Raw genomic sequence first — 23,311 nt, 5'->3', positions numbered from 1 at the left:
AGCGCCTCTGTTTTTGTGGTCTCCATGGCAATCATCAGCACGGCCGGACTGGCCAAGACGTTCACGACGAAGGCGGGCCCTGTCGAAGCCGTGCGCGGCATCGACCTGACCGTCTCCCCCGGCGAGATCCTCGGCTTCCTCGGCCCGAACGGCGCGGGCAAGACGACCACGCTGCGCATGCTCACCACGCTTCTGCCGCCCACCGGCGGCGCCGCCACCGTCGCGGGCTTCGACCTGGCCCGCGAGCCCGCGGCCGTGCGCGGCCGGATCGGGTACGTGGCCCAGTCCGGCGGCGTCGACCTGAACATCTCGCTGCGCGAGGAGCTGGTCACCCAGGGGCGGCTCTACCGCCTCACCAAGGCCGAAGCCGTCGCCCGCGCCGAGGAGCTGGCCCGCGACCTCGGCCTGAGCGACCTGCTCGACCGCAAGTGCGCGGCCCTCTCCGGCGGCCAGCGGCGACGGCTCGACATCGCCATGGGCCTGATGCACCGGCCCGCGGTCCTCTTCCTCGACGAGCCCACGACGGGCCTCGACCCCGGCGCCCGCGCCGACCTGTGGGACCTGGTGCGCCGCCTGCGCGACGAGCACGGCACGACCGTGTTCCTGACCACGCACTACCTGGACGAGGCGGACGCCCTGGCCGACCGGATCGTCGTCGTGGACCAGGGCGTCGTGGTCGCCGACGGCACCCCGAGCGCCCTCAAGCTCCAGTACGCGGGCTCGGCCGACGCGCCCCTCCAGGACGCGTTCCTCGCCATCACCGGCCGCGGCCCGGCCCCGGTCGACCGCACCCCGGTCGCCGTCTAGCCCCGACCCCTCCGCGTCCGGACCGCCGCACGACCCGGCGTCCGGCCTCCGGGCCGCCCCGGACCCCAGCCCGACCACAACCCCAGGACACCCCATGCCCGCGCTGCTCTCCGACACCGCCCTGGTCTTCGGGCGCTACGCCCGCCAGACCCTGCGCTCCAAGTTCCAGATGCTCTTCGGCGTCCTGACGCCCCTGCTCTATCTGCTCTTCTTCGGGCCGCTGCTCACCGATCTGCCGCTGGGCTCGCGCGGCGACTCCTGGCAGGTGCTCGTGCCGGGGCTGCTGCTCCAGCTCGGCCTCTTCGGGGCGACGTTCAGCGGTTTCGCGATCATCATCGAGAAGCAGTTCGGGGTGGTGGAGCGGATGCGGGTGACGCCGGTGAGCAGGCTCGCGCTGCTGCTCGGGCGGGTGCTGCGGGATGCCGCGCTGTTCGTGTTCCAGGCGGTGCTCCTGGTCCTCGCCGCGCTGGTCATGGGCCTGCGGGCGCCGCTCGCCGGCGTCCTCATCGGCTTCGCCTTCGTGGGCGTCCTGACGCTGTCGCTCGCCGCGCTGTCGTACTCCCTGGCCCTGAAGGTCTCCAAGCCGCACGAGTTCGGGCCCGTGGTGAACGCGGTGAGCATGCCCTCCATGCTGCTGTCCGGCCTGATGCTGCCGATGGCCCTCGCGCCGGGCTGGCTGGACGTCCTGTCGCACTTCATGCCGTTCCGCTATCTCGTGGACGCGGTGCGGGCGGCGTACGTCGGCGACTACGCGAGCGGCGCGCTGCTGTACGGCGTGGTCACGGCGGTGGCGTTCGCGGCGCTGTCCGTGATCGTCGGCACACGCGTGTTCCGGACGGCCGGGGCCTAACTACTCTGGCCGCATGGTCAATCTGACGCGCATCTACACCCGGACCGGCGACCAGGGCACCACCGCCCTCGGCGACATGAGCAGGACCGCCAAGACCGACCTCAGGATCTCCGCGTACGCGGACGCCAACGAGGCCAACGCCGCCATCGGCACCGCCATCGCCCTCGGCGGCCTGGCCCCGGAGGTCGTGGCGGTCCTCACCCGGGTCCAGAACGACCTCTTCGACGTGGGCGCCGACCTGTGCACCCCCGTCGTCGAGGACCCGGCGCTTCTAAAAAACAAGGTCCCGCCGCTGCGCGTCGAGCAGGCCTACGTCGACAAGCTGGAGGCGGACTGCGACCGCTTCAACGAGGACCTGGAGAAGCTGCGCAGCTTCATCCTGCCGGGCGGTACGCCGGGCGCGGCCCTGCTGCACCAGGCGTGCACGGTGGTCAGGCGGGCGGAGCGGTCCACGTGGGCCGCGCTCGACACCCACGGCGAGAGCATGAACGCACTCACCGCGACCTACCTCAACCGCCTCTCCGACCTCCTGTTCATTCTCGCCCGGACGGCGAACAAGGAGGTCGGAGACGTGCTGTGGGTGCCCGGCGGGGAGCGCTGACCGGCGCGGAAGGCGGGCTTCAGACCTTGGTGAGGTCGTGCGGCCGCTCGTCCCGCTCCCCCGGGCCGGGCGCCGGCTTCCGCTTGGGGAACAGGGTGTAACTCAGCGCGATCAGGCCGTGGATGCCGGCGGCGCGCCACGCGGTGTACATCCAGGAGTCCAGCGACCCCGTGCGGCCCGGGTCGTCCACGTACCACTTGGCGAGCAGCAGAAGGCCGGACGCGACCGCCGCCGCGAGGACCGTGCCCAGCCAGACCTTGCCCTCGTGCTGGGCGCGCGCCATGCCGTAGCGCGGCGGGCGCGGCACCGGGGTGCCGTTGAAGCGGTGCGCGGCGTGGCCGTCGAGCCACTTCACGGTGCGGTGGCCGTGGCCGACGGTGTAGCCGATGTAGACCGCGGCGAGGCCGTGCTTCCAGCTCGGGTCGGCCCCGTTCTTCAGGTCGATGGCCGTGACCACGAGCAGGAGCAGTTCCAGGAGCGGCTCGCAGAGCAGGATCGCGAGACCGAGGCGCGGCATCTTCAGCAGATAGCGGGCGCCGAGGCCCGCGGCGAGGATCACCCAGAAGCCGACCTCGCAGATGATGATCAACGTGACGATCACGGCTCGTTCCTCCTGACACCGGCCCCATGGGCCCTGGTCCTCGTACTCACCTCTCCAGGCTCCCGCCGGTCAAGGGGCGGATCGTCGTCGCGAGTGACGAATCGCGGCTGCATCCTTCGATGTACCGGGGCTTCACCCGGCATAGGGAGGCCAGGGCGCGCCGGGCCGTGTTGGATGGAGCCATGCCGCTGTCGCTCCCCCGCCGCCCGGACGTCGTCGACGTCCGCATCTGTGTGGTCAGCCTGGTCAGTGGTCTCGGTCTGTACGCGCTCGGCATCACGATGCAGTCCCGCGTGCTCGGCCCGAACTGGTCGCTCATTCCGCTGTTCGTCATGGCGGGCCTGGAGCTGACGCGCCGCACGGCCCCCCAGTTCGCGCTCGGCGTGGGCACCGTCGCGGTCATCGCCGATCAGTTCACGACCGGGAATCTGGCGACGGTCGTGATGTTCACGGACCTCGTGTACGCGGCCGTGGTGTACGGCACGCCCGCCCAGGCCCGGCGCATCCCGGTGACGACGGGCCTGATCACGGTCGCCGTGACCGTCGGCTTCCTGGCCTGGTTCCGGCAGGCGGACGCGATCCTGGTGGGCGCCGTGACCGCGCTCGTGTCGTTCGCACCCGCGACCACGGGCGTTCTGGTCCGCAACCATCGGGAGGCCGCCGACCTGGCCAGGCTGCGCGCCGAGCAGACCGCCCTGCTCGCCGAGAAGGACCGCGCGCAGGCCGTCACCGCCGAGCGCGCGCGGATGGCCCGCGAGCTGCACGACATGGTCGCCAACCACCTGTCGGCCATCGCCATCCACTCCACGGCCGCGCTCTCCCTGGACGACCCCCGCACCACGAAGGACGCGCTCACCGTCATCCGCGAGAACAGCGTCGAGGGCCTCGCCGAGATGCGCCGCCTCATCGGCATCCTGCGCGACTCCAGCGGCGACCTGGAACCAGCAGCCGCGCCCACCCTGGACGGCCTCGGCTCGCTCGCCGAGAACGCCCGCACCAACGGCCTGGACGTCCGCCTCGACGACGGCCGCACCCCGGACGACGCGCCCCTGCCCGCGCCGGTCGAGCTGGCCGCGTACCGCATCGTCCAGGAATCCCTCACCAACGCCCTCAAGCACGCCGCGCCCGGCCCGGTCACCGTGACCCTGGCCCAGCAGCCGAACGGCCTTCGGGTGCGCGTGACCAGCGCGTTCGGCGAGGTCCGGGGGCCGCGGGCGCCCGGCTCCGGCGCCGGTCTCGTCGGCATGGAGGAGCGGGCCGCGCTGCTCGGCGGGACCTTCGAGTCCGGCCCCGAGGCGGATCCGGACGTGCCCGGCGCGAAGGTGTGGCGGGTGGAGGCCCGTCTGCCCATCGACCCCAAAGACCAAGGAGTCCCCGAATGATCCGCGTGCTCGTCGCCGAGGACCAGTCCGCCGTGCGGGCGGGCCTGGTCCTGATCCTGCGCAGCGCGCCCGACATGGAGGTCGTCGGCGAGGCCGCCGACGGCGAGCAGGCGGTGGCCCTGGCCCGGGAGCTGCGGCCGGACCTGGTCCTCATGGACGTGCAGATGCCCCGGCTCGACGGCGTCTCCGCGACCCGCCAGGTGGTGGCGGAACAGCTGGCGGACGTGCTCGTCCTGACCACGTTCGACCTCGACGAATACGTCTTCGGGGCGCTGCGCGCGGGCGCGTCCGGCTTCCTGTTGAAGAACACTGAGGCCAAGGACCTCCTGGAGGCGGTCCGCACCGTCGCCCGCGGCGAGGGCCTGATCGCCCCCGCGGTCACCCGCCGCCTGATCGCCGAGTTCGCGACCCCGCGGCGCACCCCGCGCCAGGGCAGCACGGTGGATCCCGCGGTGCTCGACACCCTCACCCGCCGCGAACGCGAGGTCCTCTCCTGCCTCGGCGAGGGCCTCTCCAACGCGGAGATCGCCGGCCGTCTGGACATGGCGGAAGCGACCGTGAAGACCCATGTGAGCCGCCTGCTGGGCAAGTTGGAACTGCGCAGCAGGGTGCAGGCAGCGGTGCTGGCCCAGGAACTCGGGGTCTAGGAAATAGCCCGTCGTGGGGGTCCCCCCTGCTCCTTAAGAGCTTGGGGGAGTTTGAGGACGAGCCCGAAGGGCGATCAACGGCGCCCCACGCCGAGGCACTTCACTGCTCAGGGCCCAGGGGCCAGAACTCTTGACCGTTGGTCCAGACCTTTCTATTCTCGCGGCACTGCGGTGGGCACATGACAGGCACAGGACAGACACAGGGTGCTCACGGGCGTCGCAGGGATTCACCCCCACCCCGGAACTCGACCGAGGAGCACCCCTTGCGCGTCAGACACAGGTCCAGACATCGGCTGACAGCCGGGCTCACCACTCTCCTGCTCCCCTTCGCCACCCTCGTCGCCCTCGGCGGCTCCGCCGAGGCGGCCCCGGCCACCGCGCCACAGGCCGCCGCGCAGACGGCACAGCAGGCACCCAAGGCCGCCGCCGGGGCCACCGCCACGTACGCCAAGACCCAGGACTGGGGCTCCGGCTTCGAGGGCAAGTGGACCATCAAGAACACCGGCACCAGCGCCATCAGCTCCTGGACCGTCGAGTGGGACTTCCCCGCCGGTACCAGGGTGACGTCGGCGTGGGACGCGACGGTCACCAACTCGGGCAACAAGTGGACCGCGAAGAACCTCGGCTGGAACGGCTCCCTCGCCCCCGGCGCGACCGTCTCCTTCGGCTTCAACGGCTCGGGATCCGGCTCCCCGTCCAACTGCACGCTGAACGGCGAGAGCTGCGACGGCGGCGGCCAGCCCGGCGACAACCCGCCCTCCGCCCCCGGCACCCCGACCGCGTCCGACATCACCGACACCTCGGTGAAGCTGGACTGGAAGGCCGCGACGGACGACAAGGGCGTCAAGAACTACGACGTGCTGCGCGACGGCGCGAAGGTCGCGACGGTGACCGGCACCTCGTACGCCGACTCCGGGCTCACCAAGGGCACCGACTACTCGTACAGCGTCCAGGCCCGTGACACCGCCGACCAGACCGGGCCCGCCAGCGGCTCCGTGAAGGTGCGCACCACCGGTGGCGGCACGGACCCCGGCCCCGGCGACAAGGTGAAGCTCGGGTACTTCACCAACTGGGGCGTCTACCAGCGCAACTACCACGTGAAGAACATCGTGTCCTCCGGCTCCGCCGAGAAGATCACACACATCAACTACGCCTTCGGCAACGTCCAGGGCGGCAAGTGCACCATCGGTGACGCCTACGCCGACTACGACAAGGCGTACACCGCCGACCAGTCCGTCGACGGCGTCGCCGACACCTGGGACCAGCCGCTGCGCGGCAACTTCAACCAGCTGCGCAAGCTGAAGGCCAAGTACCCGCACATCAAGGTCCTCTGGTCGTTCGGCGGCTGGACCTGGTCCGGCGGCTTCACCGACGCCATGAAGAACCCGGAGGCGTTCGCGGACTCCTGCTACAAGCTGGTCGAGGACCCGCGCTGGGCGGATGTGTTCGACGGCATCGACCTGGACTGGGAGTACCCGAACGCGTGCGGCCTGAGCTGTGACACCAGCGGCCCGGCCGTGATGAAGACGATGATGCAGGCGTTCCGGAACAAGTTCGGCGCGGGCAACCTCGTCACCGCCGCCATCACCGCCGACGCCTCCCCCGGCGGCAAGATCGACGCCGCCGACTACGGCGGCGCCGCGCAGTACACCGACTGGTACAACGTGATGACGTACGACTTCTTCGGCGCCTGGGACGCCAAGGGTCCGACGGCCCCGCACTCGCCGCTGACCGACTACCCGGGCATCCCGAAGGGCGGCTTCAACTCCGCGGCGGCGATCAACAAGCTGAAGGCCAAGGGCGTACCGGGCAAGAAACTGCTGCTCGGCATCGGCTTCTACGGCCGCGGCTGGACCGGCGTCACCCAGAAGGAGCCAGGAGGCACGGCCACCGCGGCCGCGCCGGGCACCTACGAGGCGGGCATCGAGGACTACAAGATCCTCAAGAACTCCTGCCCGTCCAACGGCACGGTCGCGGGCACGGCCTACGCCCACTGCGGCAACAACTGGTGGTCGTACGACACCCCGGCGACGATCCGCGCCAAGATGGCCTGGGCGAAGGAGCAGGGCCTCGGCGGCGCCTTCTTCTGGGAGTTCAGCGGCGACACCGCGAACGGCGAACTGGTGACCGCGATCAATGACGGCCTGAAGTAACGGGCCCAGACGACGAAGCCGGGGAGGCGGGAACGCCCCCCGCCTCCCCGGCTTCTCCACACCCTCCCGTCAGCGGCGCAGCTCCGAGCCGTGGTCCGATCCGTACGGCGGCCCGTACTGCGATCCGTACGAGGAGCCGTGCTCCTGCCGCTGGTAGGTCCCCGCGTACGCCCCGAACTGCGCGGGGACGGGCACCTGGTGGCCGTGGCCGCCGTGAGCGCCGCCGGATCCGCGGCCCGACCGCGAGGGCCACCATGTCGCCCGGCCGAGCATCGCCACCACCGCGGGCACCAGGACGATCGAGAGGACGAGCGACGACAGGCCGATGCCGAAGGCGGTGACGAGACCGATCTCCTGGGTGGCCGGGGACGGGTTCACGGCCAGGCTCGCGAAGGAGCCCGCGAGGACGACACCGGCGGTGACGATGGCCGGGGCCGTGTGCCGCACCGCGGCGGCCACCGCCTGCCGGGCCGAGCCCGGCCGCCCCATCTCCTCCCGGATGCGGTCACTGATCAGGATGTTGTAGTCGGTGCCGAGGGCCACGACGAACAGGAAGAGGACGAGCGGCAGCGTGAAGGACACGCCCGGCCGGTCCAGGAGGTGCTGGAAGACGAGCACGCCGGACCCGAGCGTCGCCGTGAAGCCGAGCCCGATGGCGAGCATGAGCACCAGCGGCGCGAGCAGGCTGCGCAGCAGGGCAATCAGGATCAGGGCGATCAGGGCGGCGGCCACCGGGAAGACCACCTTGAGATCCTTCGACACCGCCTCGGAGATGTCCGAGAAGATCGCGGCCTGGCCGGAGACATGGGCTTCGGTGCCGGGCGGCGCCGCCTTGGAGACGACCGGCCGCACCTCGTCGGAGACGATGTCGCGGGCCTGCTGCGACTGCACGTCCACGTCCAGGTAGAAGTCCACCTTCGCGGCCGTGTGCTCCTTGTTGAGCACCGGCGGCGCCACGCGCCCGACGCCCTTGACGGCCTTCAGGTCCTTGGTGAGGCCTTCGAGCCCCGCCCGGTCGATGGTGACCTTCTTCGTCCCGTCGGCCGTGACGTACACGGTGTGCGGGCTGTCCACGCCGCCGGGCAGCGCCTTGGAGATCTCCTTGGCGGTCACGGCCGCGGGGGTGTCGTCGGGGCCCGAGTCCGTGCCGTAGTCCATCTTCATGCCGAGCGCGCCGGCACTGAGCGCCACCAGGAGCCCGACGCTGGCGGCCACGAAGAGGAACGGCCGCCGGGCGACGCGCTCACCGAGCCGCGCGCTCAGCCCGGGGCGCGGCTCCTTGCGCAGCGACCGCGAGGGCCAGAACATCTTGTGCCCGGACACCGCGAGCAGCGCGGGCATGAAGGTGAGGCTGGCGACGAGCATCACCAGGACGCACACCGCGATGGCCGGGCCGAGCACCTTGAACTGCCCGAAGCTCGCGATGCCCAGGGTGGCGAACGCGGCCACGATGGTCAGCGCCGCGGACGCGATGGCCGCGCCGACCCGGCCCGCGCACTCCGCGGCGACGTCCCGGGGCCGCGCCGCCGGATCGGCCCGGAGCAGCTCGCGGAAGCGGAACAGCAGGAACAGGAAGTAGTCGATGCCGATGCCCAGGAGCACCACGGTGATCAGCGAAGGCGTCGACGGGTCGAGCTTGAAGTCGAACAGCATGGCCGCGCCGACCACCGCTCCGGTCGCGGCGCCGCCGATGATCGTGACCGCGAGCAGCGGCAGGAGCGCGGCGAGCACGCTGCGGAAGGCAAGGACGTTCAGGAGGACGATGAGCCCCATGGTCAGGATCCCGACCAGCATCTCGGTGTCCTCCTGGTCGTCCGCCGTGTCGGCGAGGTCCGCGAGGCCACCGGTGAACCCGGTGCGCAGCTCCGCCCGGTCGAACTCCTTCTCCGCGTGCTCGCGGAAGTCACGGAAGACGTCCTGCAGCGCCGGGTCGTTCTGGTTGCCCTTGAGCGAGACGGAGACCAGGCGGAACGACTTGTCGGGCGCGTCGGCCAGCGGCCGCAGGACCGGCCGCTGCGAGTGGTCCGTCAGGAGGAACGACGGCGTGTCCTCGGGGTTCTCCATCTTCAGGCGGTGCTTGCCGAGGCCGGCCGCGATCTTGTCGATGCGCGCGCTGTCGGCGGCGGCGATCTTGCGGCCGTCCTCACGGGCGACGAGCATGGTGACGGCGTTGCCGTCGGGCTTGGCGCCGAACTTGTCCTCGGCGATCTTCAGGGCGGCCGCCGAGTCGTAGGACTTCGGCAGGAAGTTGCCGACGTCGGGCTCGGTGACGCTGTACATCTTGGACTGGCCGAAGATGGTCAGCACCATGCCGACCACCGACCAGAGCAGGATGAACTTCCAGGAATGGCGTGTGGTGCACGCCGTCAGGGATCTGAGCATGGTTCCGGGTCCTCCGGCAGGTGGGTGAAGCCCGGTCCCACCGGGCCCTTCCAGAAGATCACCGGTTCCCCCGCGTTCTCCTCGCCCGCGACGACGAAACCGCCCCGGGACCAGGGCCACGGCCCGCGGCCCGACCAGGACCCTGCTCCTAGCCGCGCGCTCCGCCCCGAGGATGACGCCCGCGCCGGTCCCGCAGACTGGAATGGACCCACACATCCCCACACCGAGGAGCGACGACGGCATGCTCGCGCGCAGCCACCCGTCACAGCCCGACGCCCGGACACCGGGCCGCCGGGAGGTCCAGGTGGCTCTCGGCGCCCTGGTCCTGGACCTCACCGCCTACACGCTGAACGTGGGCACCAACGGCGTGAACTGGAACGCGGGCGTCTTCGCGCTGCACTTCCTGTTCCCCGTCCTCCTGGTCTGGCACCGGCGCCACCCGCTGGCGACGCTGGCCGCCGTGCTCGTCACCCTGACCGTCATCGCCTCCATCGCCGCCAACGCGTACGGCCTGTCCATCTCCCTCGTCGTCGCCCTGTTCGCCGTGGCGCTCGAACGGCCGCCGCGCGTCGCGGTGGCCGCGGGCCTCGTGACCCTCGTCGGGCTCCAGGTGCCCGGCATCGGCGAGGACGAGGAGCTGGTGCGCGCGCTCATCGCGGACGTGGTGGGCGTCGGCATGGCGGTCGTCGCCGGCTTCGCCGCGCGCCAGTGGCAGCGGCAACTCGCCGCCCACCGCGAACTGCTCGCCGCGGGCGCGGTCGCCGCGGAGCGCCGCCGCATCGCCCGCGAGTTGCACGACGTGGTCGCGCACCACATCACCGCCATGCAGCTGATGGCGGGCGGCGCCCGCAAGGTGGTCCAGCACGACGTGGACCTGGCCCAGGACGCCCTGAAGTCCCTGGAGGACTCCGGCCGTCTCGCGCTCAGCGAGATGCGGCAGCTCCTGGACGTCCTGCGCACCGACGAGGACGCCGAGGGCAGCCCGGCCGCTCCCCAGCCGGACGTCACCGACCTGCCCCGGGTGGTCGCCGAATCGCGCCAGGCGGGGGTGGACACCGAACTGCTCGTCGACGGCGTCCGCCAGGAGCTCGCCCCCACCCTCGGCCTCACCGTGTTCCGGATCGTCCAGGAAGCCCTCACCAACATCCGCAAGCACGCGGGCGGCGCCCGCGCCACGGTGCGCCTCGACTACGGGTCCGGGCTGCTCACCGTCGAGATCCGCGACGACGGCCCCGGCACCACCGCCCCGCGCAGGACCCGCGCCGGACACGGCCTCGTCGGCATGCGCGAACGCGTGGCCCTGCACGGGGGCACCCTGGAGACGGGCCCCCGGCCCGAGGGCGGCTTCAGGGTCCTTGCGACACTGCCCCTGCCCGCCGCCGAGCAGGCCCCCGCGCCCCACGAGAGAGCGACGATCCGTTGACCGCGTCCGACAGCCCCCTGACCGTCCTGATCGCCGACGACCAGCCGCTCGTACGCAAGGGACTCGCGCTCATCTTCCACGCCGACCCCGGCGTGAGCGTCGTCGGCGAGGCCCGGGACGGCCGCGAGGCCGTGGACCTCGCGCTCCGGCTCCGGCCCGACGTGGCGCTCATGGACATCCGCATGCCCCGCCTCGACGGGGTCGAGGCGACCGCGGCCCTCGCCGCCGGGCTGCCCGACTGCCGCGTCCTCGCCCTGAGCACCTTCGACATGGACGAGTACGTGGTCGGGGCGCTGCGCGCGGGCGCCGCGGGCTTCCTGCCCAAGGACGTGTCGCCCGAGGAGCTAGTGGCCGCGGTCCACACCGTGAGCCGCGGCGAGGCGGCGGTGGCCCCGCGGCTGCTCACCCGGCTCATCTCGGCGTACGTCACCTCACCGGCGCCCCGGGCGGCGGCGCGGCGCGCGCGCCCCGACCTCACGTCCCGCGAGACGGACGTCTGGACGCTCATCGCCAGGGGGTACGACAACACGGAGATAGCCGAGGAGCTCCGGATCAGCCTCTCCACGGTGAAGAACCACGTCACCGCGGTCTTCGCCAAACTGGGCGCCCGCGACCGCGCCCAGGCGGTCATAGCGGCCTACGAATCGGGCCTGGTCACGGCGGGCGAGTAGGCTTCGCGGGCCGCCCCGGGGCGGCCTACGCCACGTTCACCCGCTGGCCGGGCGGTGCGGCCTCCAGCCAGGCCAGGAAGCCGGTCAGCGCGTCCTCGCTCATCGCGAGCTCAAGGCGCACCCCCCGGTGCAGGCAGCCGAGCACCACCGCGTCGGAAAGCAGCGCCAGCTCCTCCTCGCCGTCGGGCGCGCGCCGGTCCACGACCTCGATCGCCGACCGCTCCAGAACGCGCCGCGGTCTCGGGGCGTAGGAGAAGACGCGGAACCACTCGATCCGGTCCCCGTTGTAGCGGGCGACCCCGTATCCCCACCCCTTGCCCGAGGTGTCGGGGGCCTCCTGGGGATCCGGCGCGTTCCACCGCAGGCTGCAGTCGAAGGTGCCGCCGGAGCGCTGGATGAGTCTGCGGCGCAGGCCGAAGACGAAGAGCCCCAGCAATACCAGCGCGATCAACGCAAGTCCGCACACGAGCAGAACGAGGATCATCGGCACCGACCTCCTCGCCTCACTACAGTCTCAACACGACTTCCCGAAACGGACCGAACTACCGCACCCGAAAAAGCACCCGCATTGCCGCAGCCGCGACCCGGTCCGGAAGGTTCCGGACCCGGCCGCGGCTGAGTCACGTTACGCCGCGCGCTGGGGTCAGCGCGCCGCCACCGCACGCAGTCGGACATCGGCGCGCCGCTCGGCGGAGGCGTCGGCCTCCGACTTGGCACGCTCGAACGCCCGCTCCGCGCGCTGGACGTCGATCTCGTCGGAGAGCTCGGCGATCTCGGCGAGCAGCGACAGCTTGTTGTCGGCGAACGAGATGAATCCGCCGTGCACCGCGGCGACGACCGTCCCGCCGTCGCTCGTACGAATGGTCACCGGGCCCGACTCCAGCACACCGAGCAGCGGCTGGTGACCGGGCATGACGCCGATGTCGCCGGACGTGGTGCGCGCGACGACCAGGGTGGCCTCGCCGGACCAGACACTGCGGTCCGCGGCGACCAGCTCGACATGCAGCTCAGCAGCCAAGGGTGGCTCCTCGGGTCACCACCCGGCGGTTCAGCCGGGTGTTGGGTCAAATTCTAGTGGGCGTAGGGAGAAGGGCGGACACGACCCCGTCGTGCGGGGTGTACCCGCCCCTCTCCCGGTGAGCTGCTTGGCTCAGGAGACGCCGAGCTCCTTGGCGTTCTTCTTCAGGTCCTCGAGACCACCGCACATGAAGAACGCCTGCTCCGGGAAGTGGTCGTACTCGCCGTCGCAGATCGCGTTGAAGGCCGCGATCGACTCGTCGAGGGACACGTCCGAACCGTCCACGCCGGTGAACTGCTTGGCGGCGTGGGTGTTCTGGGAGAGGAAGCGCTCCACACGACGGGCACGGGACACGACGAGCTTGTCCTCTTCGCCGAGCTCGTCGATACCGAGGATCGCGATGATGTCCTGGAGGTCCTTGTACTTCTGCAGGATTCCCTTGACGCGCATGGCGGCGTCGTAGTGGTCCTGCGCGATGTAGCGCGGGTCCAGGATGCGGGACGTGGAGTCCAGCGGGTCCACGGCCGGGTAGATGCCCTTCTCGGAGATCGGACGGGAGAGAACCGTCGTCGCGTCGAGGTGGGCGAACGTGGTGGCCGGGGCCGGGTCGGTCAGGTCGTCCGCGGGGACGTAGATCGCCTGCATCGAGGTGATCGAGTGACCACGGGTCGAGGTGATGCGCTCCTGGAGGAGACCCATCTCGTCGGCCAGGTTCGGCTGGTAGCCCACCGCGGAGGGCATGCGGCCGAGCAGGGTCGAGACCTCGGAACCGGCCTGGGTGAAGCGGAAGATGTTGTCGATGAAGAACAGCACGTCCTGCTTCTGCACATCGCGGAAGTACTCCGCCATGGTCAGACCGGCCAGGGCCACGCGCAGACGCGTGCCCGGCGGCTCGTCCATCTGGCCGAAGACCAGCGCGGTCTTGTCCAGAACGCCGGCTTCCTCCATCTCGACCATGAGGTCGTTGCCCTCACGGGTGCGCTCGCCGACACCGGCGAAGACGGAGACACCGTCGTGCAGCTTGGCCACACGGACGATCATTTCCTGGATCAGCACGGTCTTGCCGACACCGGCACCACCGAACAGACCGATCTTTCCACCCTTGACGTACGGGGTGAGAAGGTCGACGACCTTCAGGCCGGTCTCGAACATCTCGGTCTTGGACTCGAGCTGGTCGAAGGCCGGGGCCTTGCGGTGGATCGTCCAGCGCTCGGCCTCGGAGACCGTGGACGGGTCGTCGTTCAGGACCTCACCGAGGGTGTTGAACACCCGGCCCTTGGTCACGTCGCCGACCGGGACGGAGATGCCCGCGCCCGTGTCGGTCACCGGGGCCTGGCGGACCAGACCGTCGGTGGGCTGCATCGAGATCGCGCGGACCACGCCGTCGCCCAGGTGCTGGGCGACCTCGAGGGTCAGCGTCTTCTTCGCACCCTCGGTCGACGGGTCGTCGACCTGGACGTGCAGGGCGTTGTAGATCTCCGGCATCGCGTCGACGGGGAACTCCACGTCGACGACCGGGCCGATGACCCGGGCGACGCGGCCCGTGGCAACGGCCGTCTCAACAGTGGTCGTCATTACTTGTCACTCCCCGCGGTCGCGTCGGACAGGGCTGCGGTGCCGCCGACGATCTCGCTGATTTCCTGGGTGATTTCGGCCTGGCGGGCCGCGTTGGCAAGCCGGGAGAGGTTGTTGATCAAGTCTCCGGCGTTATCGGTGGCCGACTTCATCGCGCGGCGCGTGGCGGCGTGCTTGGAGGCAGCCGACTGCAGCAGCGCGTTGTAGATGCGGCTCTCGACGTAGCGCGGCAGCAGGGCGTCGAGGACGTCCTCCGCCGACGGCTCGAAGTCGAACAGCGGCAGGATCTCGTCCTTCGCCGTCGACTCCTCGGCCACCTCGTCGAGGCTGAGGGGCAGCAGGCGGCCGTCGACCGCCGTCTGCGTCATCATCGACACGAACTCGGTGTAGACGATGTGGAGCTCGTCCACGCCGCCCTCGGCCGTCTCCGTCTCGATGGCCTCGATCAGCGGACCCGCGACCGCCTTGGCGTCCGCGTACTCGGGCTGGTCGGTGAAGCCGGTCCACTGCTTCGCGATCTTGCGCTCGCGGAAGTTGTAGTGGGCCACACCGCGGCGGCCGACGACGTAGACGTCGACCTCCTTGCCCGCGGCCTCGAGGCGCGCGGTCAGCTGCTCCGCGGCCTTGATGGCGTTGGAGTTGAAGGCGCCGGCGAGACCGCGGTCGCTCGTGAGGAGCAGCACCGCGGCACGCGTCGACGTCTCCGGCTCGGTCGTCAGCGGGTGCTTGGTGTTCGAGCCGGTGCCCACCGCCGTGACCGCGCGCGTCAGCTCGGTCGCGTACGGCGTGGAGGCCGCCACCTTGCGCTGCGCCTTGACGACGCGCGAGGCGGCGATCATCTCCATCGCCTTGGTGATCTTCTTGGTCGCGGTGACGGATTTGATGCGACGCTTATAGACCCGGAGCTGGGCTCCCATGAGTCAGGTCCCTTCCGTCGTCACTTGCCGGCAGCGGCAGGAACGTCCTCGCCGAGAAGCTTGCCGTCCGAGGTCTCGAACTGCTTCTTGAACTCCGCGACGGCGTCACCGATGGCCGTGATCGTGTCGTCCGACATCTTGGCGCCCTCCTTGATGGAGGTCATCAGGCCCTGCTCCTTGCGGTGCAGGTAGTCGAGCAGCTCGCGCTCGAAGCGCCGGATGTCGTTGACCGGTACGTCGTCCATCTTGCCGGTGGTGCCGGCCCAGACGGAGATGACCTGGTCCTCGGTGGCCATCGGCTGGTACTGCGGCTGCTTGAGCAGCTCGACCATGCGCTGGCCACGCTCCAGCTGCGCCTTGGACGCGGCGTCCAGGTCGGAACCGAAGGCGGCGAACGCCTCCAGCTCACGGAACTGGGCGAGGTCCACACGCAGTCGGCCGGAGACCTGACGGATCGCCTTGTGCTGCGCGGAACCACCGACTCGGGAGACGGAGATACCGACGTTCAGCGCGGGACGCTGACCGGCGTTGAACAGGTCCGACTCCAGGAAGCACTGGCCGTCGGTGATGGAGATGACGTTGGTCGGGATGAACGCCGAGACGTCGTTCGCCTTGGTCTCGACGATCGGCAGACCGGTCATCGAGCCCTTGCCCATCTCGTCCGAGAGCTTCGCGCAGCGCTCGAGCAGACGGGAGTGCAGGTAGAAGACGTCACCCGGGTAGGCCTCGCGCCCCGGCGGGCGACGGAGCAGCAGGGACACGGCGCGGTAGGCGTCGGCCTGCTTCGACAGGTCGTCGAAGACGATGAGGACGTGCTTGCCCTCGTACATCCAGTGCTGGCCGATGGCCGAACCGGTGTATGGCGCCAGGTACTTGAAGCCGGCCGGGTCGGACGCCGGGGCGGCGACGATGGTCGTGTACTCCAGGGCGCCGGCCTCTTCCAGGGCACCGCGCACGGAGGCGATGGTGGAGCCCTTCTGACCGATGGCGACGTAGATGCAGCGGACCTGCTTGTTCACGTCACCGGAGCGCCAGTTGTCGCGCTGGTTGATGATCGTGTCGACGGCCAGGGCGGTCTTGCCGGTCTGGCGGTCACCGATGATCAGCTGACGCTGACCGCGGCCGATCGGGGTCATCGCGTCGACGGCCTTGTAGCCGGTCTCCATCGGCTCGTGCACCGACTTGCGCTGCATGACCGTGGGGGCCTGCAGTTCAAGGGCGCGGCGGCCGGACGTCTCGATCTCGCCGAGGCCGTCGATCGGGTTGCCGAGCGGGTCGACGACGCGGCCGAGGTAACCCTCGCCCACCGCGACCGAAAGGACCTCGCCGGTGCGCTGCACCGACTGACCCTCCTCGATGCCGCTGAACTCACCGAGGATGATCGAACCGATCTCGCGCTCTTCCAGGTTCAGCGCGAGACCAAGGGTCCCGTCCTCGAACTTCAGCAGTTCGTTGGCCATGGCCGAGGGCAGGCCCTCGACCTTCGCGATGCCATCGCCGGCCAGGGTGACCGTACCGACCTCCTCGCGCGAGGCCGCGTCCGGCTTGTACGCCTGGACAAAGTTCTCCAGCGCGTCCCGGATCTCCTCCGGCCGGATCGTGAGCTCCGCCATCTGGGTTCCCTGCTCTCCTTGTTGGGCCCGAAGTTTCTTTGGGGGATCTGGGGGCTCCCCCCAGAAACTTTGCATCCTGTGCACGGCCCAACCAGGGCCGTCGATCTTGCTTGTTGAGTTACTGGCCCGCCATACGGCGGTGCGCGTCCTCGATGCGGTCCGCGATGGAGCCGTTGATGACCTCGTCGCCCACCTGCACCCGGATCCCGCCGAGGACCGTCGGGTCCACGTCGAGGTTCAGGTGCATCTGACGCCCGTAGATCTTCGCGAGCGCCGTGCCGAGCCGCTGCTTCTGCTGGTCCGACAGCGGAACGGCGGAGGTGACGACGGCGACCATGCGCTGCCGGCGGTCCGCGGCCAGCTTGGAGAGGGACTCGAGGCCCTCCTCCAGGCTACGTCCACGGGGCACGGTCACAAGACGCTCGACCAGACGCTCCGTGACGACGTCCGCCCGGCCGTCGAGCAGACCGCGCACGAGGCCGCTCTTGGCGGTGGCGTTCGCGGCCCGGTCGGTGAGCGCCGACCTCAGCTCGGTGCTCGAGGAGACGATCCGGCCGAACCGGAAGAGCTCGTCCTCGACGCCGTCCAGCGCGCCCGACTTCTGCGCGGCGGTCAGGTCGGCGAGGTTGGTCAGCTCCTCCAGGCCGTCCACCAGGTCGCGCGACTGCGACCAGCGGGAGCGCACCATGCCGGCCACCAGGTCGGCGGTCTCGCCGCCGACCTTGCCGCCGAGCAGGCGCCCGGCCAGTTCCGCCTTGGCCTCTCCGGACTGCGCGGGGTCGGTCAGGACCCGACGCAGCGAGACCTCGCGGTCGAGCATCGCGGTGACCGCGGCCAGCTCGTCCGCGAGCTGCTTCGCGTCGACCGAGGTGTTGTCGGTCAGCGCGTCGAGACGCTCACGCGCGGCGGCCAGGGCCTCGCGGCTGGCTCCGTGCGCTGACTGGGCCGTCATCGAGTTGCCTCTGCCTTCGCGTCGAGGTCGTCGAGGAAGCGGTCGATGGTGCGGCTCTGCCGGGCGTGCTCCTCGAGGGACTCGCCCACGAGCTTGCCGGCCAGTTCGGTGGCCAGCTGGCCCACGTCCTGGCGCAGCGCCTGCGCGGCGGCCTTGCGGTCGGCCGCGATCTGGGTGTGACCGGCGGCGACGATCTCCTCGCGCTGCCGCTGGCCCTCGGCCCGCATCTCGGCGATGAGCTGGGCGCCCTGCTCCTGCGCCTCCTGGCGCAGCCGCGCGGCCTCGTGGCGGGCCTCGGCGAGCTGAGCCTTGTACTGCTCGAGGACGCTCTGGGCCTCGGTCTGAGCGGCCTCGGCCTTCTCAATACCGCCTTCGATCGCCTCCCGGCGCTCGTCCAGAACCTTGTTGATGTTCGGGATGAGCTTCTTCCAGAAGAAGAAGAAAACGATGGCGAAGGCGATGGCGCCGACAAGCAGCTCGGGGCCCGGAGGAATGAGCGGGTTCTGCTCTTCCTCGGCCGCCAGCTGAACCAGGTTGGCGATCACATCAGTGCCTTTCGTCGAACGGGACTATTCGTCTGCGGCGATCAGGAGCCGTAGACGAACGGCATGACGATGCCGATCAGGGCGAGCGCCTCACAGAAGGCGAAACCGAGGATCTGGTTGGCACGGATCAGACCAGCGGCTTCGGGCTGACGGGCGAGCGCCTCGGTGCCCTTGCCGAAGACGATGCCGACACCGATGCCGGGGCCGATGGCCGCGAGGCCGTAGCCGATGGAGCCGAGGGCCTTGATGTTGCCTTCGAGGGCGGCGAGCTCGAGAGTCGCGGACATGCCGTTACTTCCTTCTCTTTCTTGGACCGGTGGGGGTTGGCCACCGGGCGCTTAGGGGGTTGCGGGGAGGGTGCTCAGTGATGCTCGGCGAGAGCGCCCTGGATGTAGGAGCAGGCGAGGAGCACGAAGACGTACGCCTGGACGGCCTGCACGAAGAGTTCGAAGCCGATCATCGCGATGGTCATCACGAAGGAGACACCGGCGGCCGGGATCAGCCAGCTGTTCAGGAGGTACCAGGAGGCGACGGTGAACATCACCAGCATCAGGTGACCGGCGAACATGTTGGCGAAGAGTCGCACCGCGTGCGTGAAGGGGCGCACGAGGAGGTTCGAGAAGAACTCGATGAACGCGACGAGCCACTTGATCGGGCCCAGCGAGTTGTCGTAGCCGGTGATGTTCTTCCAGCCGCCGACGAAGCCGTGGCGCTTGAACGTCAGGGGGACCCAGACGAAGTACACGATGCCCGCGAGGACGAACGGGTAGGCGATGACCGACGACACCGGGAACTGGGCCAGCGGGATCACCGACCAGATGTTCATGATCCAGATGAAGAAGAACAGCGAGACCATCAGGGGGACGTACTTCTCGCCGTCCTTCTTGCCCATGGTCTCGTAAACGATCCCGCGGCGTACGAAGTCGTAGCCGGCCTCGCCGATCATCTGGACCTTGCCCGGGACCATCTTCGCCTTGCCGAACGCGGCGTAGAAGAAGGTCACCACGAGCGCGGTCGAGATCAGGGCGAGCAGCATCACCTTGTTGAACTCGAACCCGCCGACCGTGAAGATCGGCTTGAAGAGGAACGAGTGCAGGCCCGGAGCCGGGAAGCCACAGCCGTTGTCGGACATGATCCGACAGCTCCAGTTGAAGGCGAGCTCAGTTTGGTCAGCACTCACCGCGGGCTCCTTCGGCGTGACGCATAGGTACGGCAACCTCGTTGTCGTGTCGGCGCGGCGCGCAGCCGCGGGTCGGCACCGGACTGGTGATTCGGAAGTGTGAGCGGCGGACAGGCATCGAGCCTCGCGATGGTGCAGGCGTCAGCTCAGATGCCCGCGCCTGCAGTGCCGCAGTTGGCACCGGACGATAGCAGGATCTCGAACGGGCATTTATCCCGGCCCTACCACTCACGTCGTGGACCCCGACTTCTCCGCCTTTTCGCTCTTCTCGGAAGAGTTGGCGGAGGAAGGTTCGGGTTCCGGGTCGACGTAGAAGATCTTGGCCTTCATGTGCGCGCGAGCCTGTGACGCCATCCACACGACGGTCGAGACGGCGAGAGCGAGCGCGAAGACCTTCGGGTTGAACAAGGTGGTGTCCTTGAACAGGCCCATGAAGATGAGAAGCAGCAGCAGCTGGGCGACGTAGAGCATCATGCCCATCGCCTGGAACAACTGCGGAAGCGATTTTGCCGTCCGCTGGAGGACGTACACACCGAGCCCCATGAAGGCGACGACCACCGCGGTGCCGACGACAGCGCCGATTGCTCCCTTGCCGCCCGAGACCACGCCGCTGACGACGGCGATGATCGCGCCGACGGCAGCCGTGGGCACGGCGCACTGCAGGAGATTCCGGGTGTCTTGAGACGGCATGGCGGCAACTCCGCTTACAGATGGGGGCAGGGTGTCGTCATGGACGAGCGTAGACCCGGTCCGAGTGGGGTCCTCGGGCCAAGAGACCGTCGCACTACGGTCCTTCGGCTCTGTCGCCGGGTTTCGTGAACGGTATCACAAACTATTTGATGAGGTCTTTACCTGTCAGGTGTGCCCGCCGTCACACATGAGAAGTAATCCGCGCGTCTGTGCACGCGAGCGGGCGAGTTGTCTGGTAATGGGACGGTTTGGCGGTCGCGTCAACGCGACGAACCGGCCTTGCGCCGGTCCAGGAAGCGCGGGCGGGTGCCGAGCGCCGTCGCGCCGTTGACACCCGCGCCGACCGGACGACGGGACCGCCCGTCCGCATCGTCGGCGGCGACGGACGCGTCGACCCCGGTGGACTCCCCAGCGCCCTCCCCGGCCGTCTCCGCGGCTCCGGCGGCCGCACCGGACCCGGCGGCCACAGCGGCCCCCCGCGTCCCGTACACGGCCTCGGCGGCCGCCGCCTCCGCGAGCGCCGCCCGCCTGCGCCGGTACCGCGGCGGCACGAAGCTCTCCGCCCAGCCGGGGGTGTGCGGGGTGAAGCGGGGCAGCAGGAGCAGGGCGAGGCCGACCGCGCTGAGGAAGACGATCAGGAGCAGGATCCACATGCTCGTGGAGTGCACCGAGTAGGCGACCGTGCCGAAGGCGATCAGGGCCGACCAGAAGTACATGATCAGGACGGCGCGGCTGTGCGAGTGGCCGACCTCGAGCAGCCGGTGGTGCAGATGGCCGCGGTCGGCGGCGAACGGCGACTGGCCCTTCCAGGTGCGGCGCACGATGGCGAGCACCAGGTCCGCGAACGGGATCGCGATGATCGTCAGCGGCATGAGCAGCGGGATGAAGACGGGGAGCATCGCGTGCGTCGCGTCGCGGGTGCCGCCGAGGTTCAGCTTCATCGCGTCCGGGTCGACCTGCCCGGTGATGGAGATGGCACCGGCGGCGAGCACCAGACCGATGAGCATCGATCCCGAGTCGCCCATGAAGATCCTGGCCGGATGCATGTTGTGCGGCAGGAAGCCCAGGCACATGCCCATCAGGATGGCCGCGAAGAGCGTGGCGGGGGCGGCGGCCTCGATCCCGTACCCGTACCAGATCCGGTACGCGTACATGAAGAACGCCGCGGCCGCGATGCACACCATGCCCGCCGCCAGGCCGTCCAGGCCGTCGACGAAGTTCACCGCGTTGATCGTGATGACCACCAGGGCGACCGTGAGGAGCGTGCCCTGCCACTGGGTGAGGGACACCGTCCCCGCGCCCGGGATGGGCAGCCACAGGATCGTCAGACCCTGCATCACCATCACACCCGCGGCGATCATCTGGCCGCCGAGCTTGATCAGCGCGTCGATCTCGAACTTGTCGTCGAGGACGCCGATGAGCCAGATCAGCGCGGCGCCGGAGAGCAGCGCGCGCGGCTCGTTCGACTTCGTGAAGACCTCATTGAGGTTCGGCAGGTGGTCGGCGACCAGGAGCCCCGCGCACAGCCCGAAGAACATCGCGATTCCGCCGAGCCGGGGCGTCGGCTCCCGGTGCACGTCGCGCGCGCGGATCTCCGGCATGGCGCCGGCCACGATCGCGAACTTCCGCACCGGGCCGGTCAGCAGATAGGTCACCGCGGCCGTGATGCAGAGCGTCAGCAGATATTCACGCACGGGCTTCCCCACAGGTATCGCTGGCCATCTCAGCACCACACCCTAGCTTCGCGCGCATAAGGTTGGGGACGTCTGGGTAGCGACGATCGTTGCACAAGTCCGCTACACGGGTACGGATCGGCCTCTCCCCGCACTCGGATACGGCGGAAATCGGCCCGCCAGTTCCCGCACCGTGTCCCTGACTTTGGCCTCCTCACGGACCGCGCCCGCGAACAGCGCGGCGATTCTTGCCATTTCACCCTCGCCCATGCCCTGTGTGGTGACGGCCGCCGTGCCGAGCCGCAGCCCCCGGCCGTCGCCGTGCGGGAGCGCGCAGGTGTCCAGGACGAGGCCGGCCGCGGCGAGACGGCCGCGGGCCACCGCCGCCGTCACCCCCTGCGGGGCCGGATCGGCCAGAATCAGATGCGTGTCCGTGCCACCGGTGCTGATCTCGAACCCCTCCCCCGCCAGCGCCTGCGCCAACACCTTTGCGTTCGCCACGACTTGATGCGCGTACGCCGTGAAGGCCGGTGTCGCCGCCTCGCCGAACGCCACCGCCTTGGCGGCGATCGTGTGCATCTGGGCGCCGCCCTGCGTGAACGGGAACACCGCCCGGTCCACCCGCTCCGCCAGCTCCCCCCGGCAGAGGATCATGCCGCCGCGCGGGCCCCTCAGGACCTTGTGCGTCGTCGCGCACACCACGTCCGCGTACGGCACCGGGTTCGGCGCCGCGCCGCCCGCCACCAGGCCCACGGGGTGGGCCGCGTCGGCGATCAGATGGGCGCCCACGTCGTCCGCGACGGCGCGGAACGCCGCGTAGTCGATGTGCCGGGGGTAGGCGATCGAGCCGCACACGATGGCTTTCGGCCGGTGTCTGCGCGCCAGCGCCCGCACTTCCTCGTAGTCGATCAGCTCCGTCTCCGGATCGAGGCCGTACCCCACGAAGTCGAACCAGCGGCCCGAGAAGTTCGCGGGCGACCCGTGCGTGAGGTGGCCGCCGTACGGCAGGCCCATCGCCAGGACCGTGTCCCCCGGGCGCAGCAGGGCCGCGTACGCCGCCAGGACGGCCGCGGATCCCGAGTGCGGCTGTACGTTCGCGTGGTCGGCGCCGAACAGGGCCTTCGCGCGGTCCGTGGCGATGCGCTCCGCCACGTCCACCAGCTCGCAGCCGCCGTGGTGGCGGGCTCCCGGGTACCCCTCCGCGTACTTGTTCGCCAGCGGTGAGCCCAGGGCCGTCAGGACCGCCTCCGACGTGAAGTTCTCCGCCGCGATCAGCTGCAGGCCGCTCGACTGCCTCGCCAGCTCGCCGAGCACCACGTCGGCCAGCTCCGGGTCCTGCCGCCGCAGCCCCGCGTACGCCGCCGCAGCGGCGGCGGGTCCCGCGTCGGCCGTCGTCATCTTTCCAATGTAGGCCGGGGGTGGGGGTGCTGCGCGGTGGGCGCTACCGCGGGGTCCCCAAACCCGCCCCTTTCCCGAAACTGGGGCTCCGCCCCAGACCCCGCTCCTCAAACGCCGGAGGGGCTGAAACTTACCCGCACATCATCTAGCCCGTCCGGCGATTGAGGACGAGCCGCGAAGCGGCGATTCGGCGGAGGCTGTCCCACCCGAACGGGACACCCACCCCCGGGGCC

22 protein-coding genes are annotated in these 23,311 nt (G+C 70.0%); 8 read left to right on the top strand and 14 right to left on the bottom strand.

Features of this window, described 5'->3' with window-relative positions:
• Window positions 1-24: 24 nt before the first annotated feature.
• The 3 genes from ACFVHO_RS10690 to ACFVHO_RS10680 all read left to right on the top strand — a co-directional run bounded on the left by ACFVHO_RS10690 (window position 25) and on the right by ACFVHO_RS10680 (window position 2,258).
• On the top strand, window positions 25-807 hold the full coding sequence (locus ACFVHO_RS10690; RefSeq protein WP_385712217.1) for an ABC transporter ATP-binding protein: 783 nt from the start codon (window positions 25-27) through the stop codon (window positions 805-807).
• Between the two features lie 94 nt (window positions 808-901).
• Window positions 902-1,657 (top strand): ABC transporter permease, encoded by a 756-nt coding sequence (locus ACFVHO_RS10685; protein ID WP_385712215.1) that lies wholly within the window; start codon window positions 902-904, stop codon window positions 1,655-1,657.
• Between the two features lie 13 nt (window positions 1,658-1,670).
• Complete coding sequence (locus ACFVHO_RS10680; protein ID WP_385712213.1) at window positions 1,671-2,258, top strand: cob(I)yrinic acid a,c-diamide adenosyltransferase; 588 nt, start codon at window positions 1,671-1,673, stop codon at window positions 2,256-2,258.
• Between the two features lie 19 nt (window positions 2,259-2,277).
• On the opposite strand, the gene ACFVHO_RS10675 is transcribed toward ACFVHO_RS10680, so the two are convergent.
• Entirely contained in the window at window positions 2,278-2,859 is a 582-nt protein-coding gene (locus ACFVHO_RS10675) for a hypothetical protein (protein WP_385712211.1), read from the bottom strand.
• A 182-nt stretch (window positions 2,860-3,041) separates the two neighbouring features.
• On the opposite strand from ACFVHO_RS10675, the gene ACFVHO_RS10670 reads away from it, so the two are divergent.
• The 3 genes from ACFVHO_RS10670 (at window position 3,042) to ACFVHO_RS10660 (ending at window position 7,041) form a co-directional block, all read left to right on the top strand.
• Entirely contained in the window at window positions 3,042-4,241 is a 1,200-nt protein-coding gene (locus ACFVHO_RS10670) for a sensor histidine kinase (protein ID WP_385712210.1), read from the top strand.
• The gene (locus tag ACFVHO_RS10665; protein ID WP_385712208.1) at window positions 4,238-4,888 is read left to right on the top strand and encodes a response regulator; all 651 of its coding nucleotides are present in this window, start codon (window positions 4,238-4,240) and stop codon (window positions 4,886-4,888) included. The genes ACFVHO_RS10670 and ACFVHO_RS10665 overlap by 4 nt, the downstream gene beginning before the upstream one ends.
• Window positions 4,889-5,151: 263 nt before the next feature.
• Window positions 5,152-7,041: a glycosyl hydrolase family 18 protein gene (locus ACFVHO_RS10660; RefSeq protein WP_385712206.1), complete on the top strand. Its 1,890-nt coding sequence runs from the start codon at window positions 5,152-5,154 to the stop codon at window positions 7,039-7,041.
• A 69-nt stretch (window positions 7,042-7,110) separates the two neighbouring features.
• Here ACFVHO_RS10660 and ACFVHO_RS10655 read toward each other — a convergent pair whose 3' ends face one another.
• Window positions 7,111-9,423, bottom strand: coding sequence for an MMPL family transporter (locus ACFVHO_RS10655; protein WP_385712204.1), 2,313 nt, complete (start codon window positions 9,421-9,423; stop codon window positions 7,111-7,113).
• A gap of 241 nt (window positions 9,424-9,664) precedes the next feature.
• On the opposite strand from ACFVHO_RS10655, the gene ACFVHO_RS10650 reads away from it, so the two are divergent.
• Both ACFVHO_RS10650 and ACFVHO_RS10645 read left to right on the top strand, forming a co-directional pair.
• The gene (locus ACFVHO_RS10650; RefSeq protein ID WP_385712202.1) at window positions 9,665-10,846 is read left to right on the top strand and encodes a sensor histidine kinase; all 1,182 of its coding nucleotides are present in this window, start codon (window positions 9,665-9,667) and stop codon (window positions 10,844-10,846) included.
• Window positions 10,843-11,517, top strand: a complete 675-nt coding sequence (locus tag ACFVHO_RS10645) for a response regulator (RefSeq protein ID WP_385712200.1) — start codon at window positions 10,843-10,845, stop codon at window positions 11,515-11,517. Before ACFVHO_RS10650 ends, ACFVHO_RS10645 begins: the two co-directional genes overlap by 4 nt.
• Before the next feature lie 25 nt (window positions 11,518-11,542).
• Here ACFVHO_RS10645 and ACFVHO_RS10640 read toward each other — a convergent pair whose 3' ends face one another.
• The 12 genes from ACFVHO_RS10640 to glyA form a co-directional block, all read right to left on the bottom strand.
• Window positions 11,543-12,001 (bottom strand): DUF2550 domain-containing protein, encoded by a 459-nt coding sequence (locus ACFVHO_RS10640; protein ID WP_150513077.1) that lies wholly within the window; start codon window positions 11,999-12,001, stop codon window positions 11,543-11,545.
• A gap of 159 nt (window positions 12,002-12,160) precedes the next feature.
• Entirely contained in the window at window positions 12,161-12,535 is a 375-nt protein-coding gene (locus ACFVHO_RS10635; protein ID WP_030361212.1) for a F0F1 ATP synthase subunit epsilon, read from the bottom strand.
• 132 nt (window positions 12,536-12,667) lie between these two features.
• Complete coding sequence (atpD, locus tag ACFVHO_RS10630; RefSeq protein WP_385712198.1) at window positions 12,668-14,110, bottom strand: F0F1 ATP synthase subunit beta; 1,443 nt, start codon at window positions 14,108-14,110, stop codon at window positions 12,668-12,670.
• Window positions 14,110-15,027 (bottom strand): F0F1 ATP synthase subunit gamma, encoded by a 918-nt coding sequence (locus ACFVHO_RS10625; protein WP_385712196.1) that lies wholly within the window; start codon window positions 15,025-15,027, stop codon window positions 14,110-14,112. Before ACFVHO_RS10625 ends, atpD begins: the two co-directional genes overlap by 1 nt.
• Window positions 15,028-15,047: 20 nt before the next feature.
• A complete protein-coding gene (gene atpA / locus ACFVHO_RS10620) occupies window positions 15,048-16,640 on the bottom strand; it encodes a F0F1 ATP synthase subunit alpha (RefSeq protein WP_030361209.1) in 1,593 nt (530 codons plus the stop codon).
• Between the two features lie 118 nt (window positions 16,641-16,758).
• Entirely contained in the window at window positions 16,759-17,592 is an 834-nt protein-coding gene (locus ACFVHO_RS10615) for a F0F1 ATP synthase subunit delta (protein WP_385712194.1), read from the bottom strand.
• Complete coding sequence (locus tag ACFVHO_RS10610) at window positions 17,589-18,137, bottom strand: F0F1 ATP synthase subunit B (RefSeq protein WP_030361207.1); 549 nt, start codon at window positions 18,135-18,137, stop codon at window positions 17,589-17,591. The genes ACFVHO_RS10615 and ACFVHO_RS10610 overlap by 4 nt, the downstream gene beginning before the upstream one ends.
• Window positions 18,138-18,178: 41 nt before the next feature.
• Window positions 18,179-18,424: an ATP synthase F0 subunit C gene (atpE, locus tag ACFVHO_RS10605; protein WP_030361206.1), complete on the bottom strand. Its 246-nt coding sequence runs from the start codon at window positions 18,422-18,424 to the stop codon at window positions 18,179-18,181.
• Window positions 18,425-18,498: 74 nt separating this feature from the next.
• On the bottom strand, window positions 18,499-19,269 hold the full coding sequence (gene atpB / locus ACFVHO_RS10600) for a F0F1 ATP synthase subunit A (RefSeq protein ID WP_380848230.1): 771 nt from the start codon (window positions 19,267-19,269) through the stop codon (window positions 18,499-18,501).
• Window positions 19,270-19,545: 276 nt separating this feature from the next.
• On the bottom strand, window positions 19,546-20,007 hold the full coding sequence (locus ACFVHO_RS10595) for a hypothetical protein (protein WP_380847844.1): 462 nt from the start codon (window positions 20,005-20,007) through the stop codon (window positions 19,546-19,548).
• A 260-nt stretch (window positions 20,008-20,267) separates the two neighbouring features.
• Complete coding sequence (locus tag ACFVHO_RS10590; RefSeq protein ID WP_385712190.1) at window positions 20,268-21,701, bottom strand: MraY family glycosyltransferase; 1,434 nt, start codon at window positions 21,699-21,701, stop codon at window positions 20,268-20,270.
• Between the two features lie 102 nt (window positions 21,702-21,803).
• A complete protein-coding gene (glyA, locus tag ACFVHO_RS10585) occupies window positions 21,804-23,078 on the bottom strand; it encodes a serine hydroxymethyltransferase (protein WP_385712188.1) in 1,275 nt (424 codons plus the stop codon).
• Window positions 23,079-23,311 lie beyond the last annotated feature (233 nt).

It is taken from the genome of Streptomyces sp. NPDC127108 (assembly GCF_042677545.1).
GTDB lineage: Bacteria > Actinomycetota > Actinomycetes > Streptomycetales > Streptomycetaceae > Streptomyces.
This window is presented reverse-complemented; position numbering and strand designations above follow the sequence as displayed.